Genomic DNA, 2,440 nt, shown 5'->3' with positions numbered 1-2,440 from the left:
ATCATCATGGCACTGGCCGTGAAGTTCGGCAGAACCCGCCTGATTGATAACAATGTATTTATCCCTAAGGAGGCTCACGCTCTTGTTTAGACATATGATGAAATCCAAAATTCACCGTGCCACGGTAACCGAAGCTAATCTGAATTATGTGGGCAGCATTACCATTGATGAGGACCTGATGGAGGCCGCCGATCTGCTTGAGAACGAAAAGGTGCAAATTGTGGACAACAACAACGGTTCGCGTCTGGAAACCTACGTCATTCCGGGACCGCGGGGCAGCGGAGTGATTTGTCTCAACGGGGCGGCCGCCCGTCTTGTGCAGCCCGGAGATACGGTTATTATTATTTCCTACGCCATGCTGTCATCCGAGGAGCTGGCCGGACATAAGCCGACTGTTGTGTTTGTGGATGCCGGCAATAAGCCGGTGAAGCTGGTAGATCATGAAGTGCACGCAACCATCGCTTAACCAGCTGTTTTTGAGCCATGTAATCAATGGCAGGGATGAAGTCCCCGTACTTTGCGAAAAATGAAGGCAGGCAAGCTTAGGCTGATTTCATTTTCAGTAAAGGGGGATGTCCCGATGTTTCAACATTTATTTGCTGAGATGAACAAGATGCTCCAGGAGATCGTCACGGACTATCCTTCTGCGGAAGGGGCGCGCCGGAATGATCTGTTATGCAAGTACAATATGCTTCACAGGCTCAGCGATGAAGTGATGGATGAATGGCTGGCCTTTGCCGAGAAATTGAGCCAATTCCGGGAGCATTGCGATTTTCCGCTTCAGCCGGAGGAAGAGGTGCCGCAGGAAGCTCCTGAGCTTGCCATGGACTCTTTTGTAAGGGGACAGGGGTATTATAAGCTGCTGATGTACGGCAAATGCATTGAGCAGTTCAAGGAAGTGATTCAGCAGCATCCGGACAGTCTGGCCGCCCGCCTGTATCTTGCAATGGCCTACTTGCAGGAAGGTGATGGAGAGACGGCCTGGGGCCATCTGAACCATATGCTGGCGCTGATCCGCGAGAGCAAGCTGAAGGCAATGATCTACAATGCCCTGGGCTGCATCAGAGCCTCACAGGAGCGTTTCAAGGAAGCAAGTGAGTTGTTCAGTCTTTCTTTGCTGCATGATCCCGCTTTACCGGAGCCGAATGTCAATCTGGAGGTCTGCCGCAAACGGGGCGGAAAGCTTCATTTTGGGAATCAGCTTGTTTCGCTGTTGTAATTATAGCCATTCATTTAGGCGATGCACCCACTTGAACAAGCGGCTTGCATCGCCTTTTTACGTAACTTCTGTTATGCTGATAAGGAGTCTCAAGTGAAAGGGAATAGAACTTAAAATGAAATTTGCCGTGCTTGATTTTGAAACTACGGGAACCCAATCCGTGGGTGAGATCATCCAGGTTGGCCTTGCCATTATAGAAGAAGACCGGTCCATCTCCCGGGTGTATGGTTCCTATGTCAAGCCCGGAACGCCGATTCCACCTTTTATTACGGGCTTGACCGGCATAACCGATGAGGATGTAGCGAATGCCCCGGAGCTGGACGAAATGATGATGGAGCTTGTCCCGCTTTTGGATGATGTTGTGCTTGTTGGACATAATGTCGCTTTTGATTTTCATTTTTTACAGAGTGCTTTGGACCGCTGCGGCTATTTGCCGTTTCAGGGAAGAATTCTTGATACGATTGATTTTCTCAAAATTTGCTTTCCGTCACTGACGACCTACCAGCTTGGAGCAGTTAGCTCGCATTTCGGGCTTACTCATGAACGTCCGCATCAGGCGGACAGTGATGCGCTGGCAACAGCCCTGGTGCTGCTTCAATGTCTGGAAGAGCTATACAGCCTGCCTCTGCTGACTATCCAGCGGCTGACCGAGCTGTTTGCTGAAGAAGACAGTGATCTGGCCTGGTATTTTGACGGCCTCCTGCGGGAACGGGAAATGGAGACCTTTCAGCCGGAAGGCGAGCTGACCTTTCACCGTCAGCTGGCACTGGCTGTAGGAGACTGGACTGAGCTTGTCCCGCCGCGGGAAGAAGGTTCCAGCAATCCTTTGGAGAATATATCCTTTGAAGACTATATGGCTGAAGTAACCAGACGCCTTAAAGATACCTTGCCGCAATATGAAAGCCGGGAAGCCCAGGAGATTATGATCGGTGAGGTGAAGACGGCTCTTCAGGAGGAGAAGCATCTGCTGATTGAGGCGGGCACCGGTACCGGTAAATCGCTGGGTTACCTTCTGCCGGCAATCTATCAGAGCGTGCGCACCGACCAGAAGGTGATGGTCAGCACACATACCATTAATCTTCAGGATCAGCTGCGGGAGCGCGACATCCCCCTGCTTACGAGCATGGTGCCGTTTCCGTTCAAAGCTGCGATCTTTAAGGGGAGAGGGCATTATTTGTGCCTGCGCAAGTTTGAACACAAAATTAATAAAAGAGATTTTGT

3 protein-coding genes are annotated in these 2,440 nt (G+C 50.7%); all 3 read left to right on the top strand.

The window, feature by feature from the left end; genetic code table 11:
* Window positions 1-82 precede the first annotated feature (82 nt).
* Window positions 83-466, top strand: coding sequence for an aspartate 1-decarboxylase (gene panD / locus AQR02_RS15980; RefSeq protein ID WP_054941327.1), 384 nt, complete (start codon window positions 83-85; stop codon window positions 464-466).
* 114 nt (window positions 467-580) lie between these two features.
* Window positions 581-1,219 carry a tetratricopeptide repeat protein gene (locus AQR02_RS15975; protein WP_054941326.1) on the top strand — a complete coding sequence of 213 codons (639 nt, stop codon included), beginning with the start codon at window positions 581-583 and terminating at the stop codon, window positions 1,217-1,219.
* 115 nt (window positions 1,220-1,334) lie between these two features.
* On the top strand, window positions 1,335-2,440 hold a 1,106-nt coding region (locus tag AQR02_RS15970), incomplete at its 3' end, for an exonuclease domain-containing protein (RefSeq protein WP_159067772.1).

It is taken from the genome of Paenibacillus ihuae, from assembly GCF_001368795.1.
Classification (GTDB): domain Bacteria; phylum Bacillota; class Bacilli; order Paenibacillales; family Paenibacillaceae; genus Paenibacillus_AQ; species Paenibacillus_AQ ihuae.
This window is presented reverse-complemented; position numbering and strand designations above follow the sequence as displayed.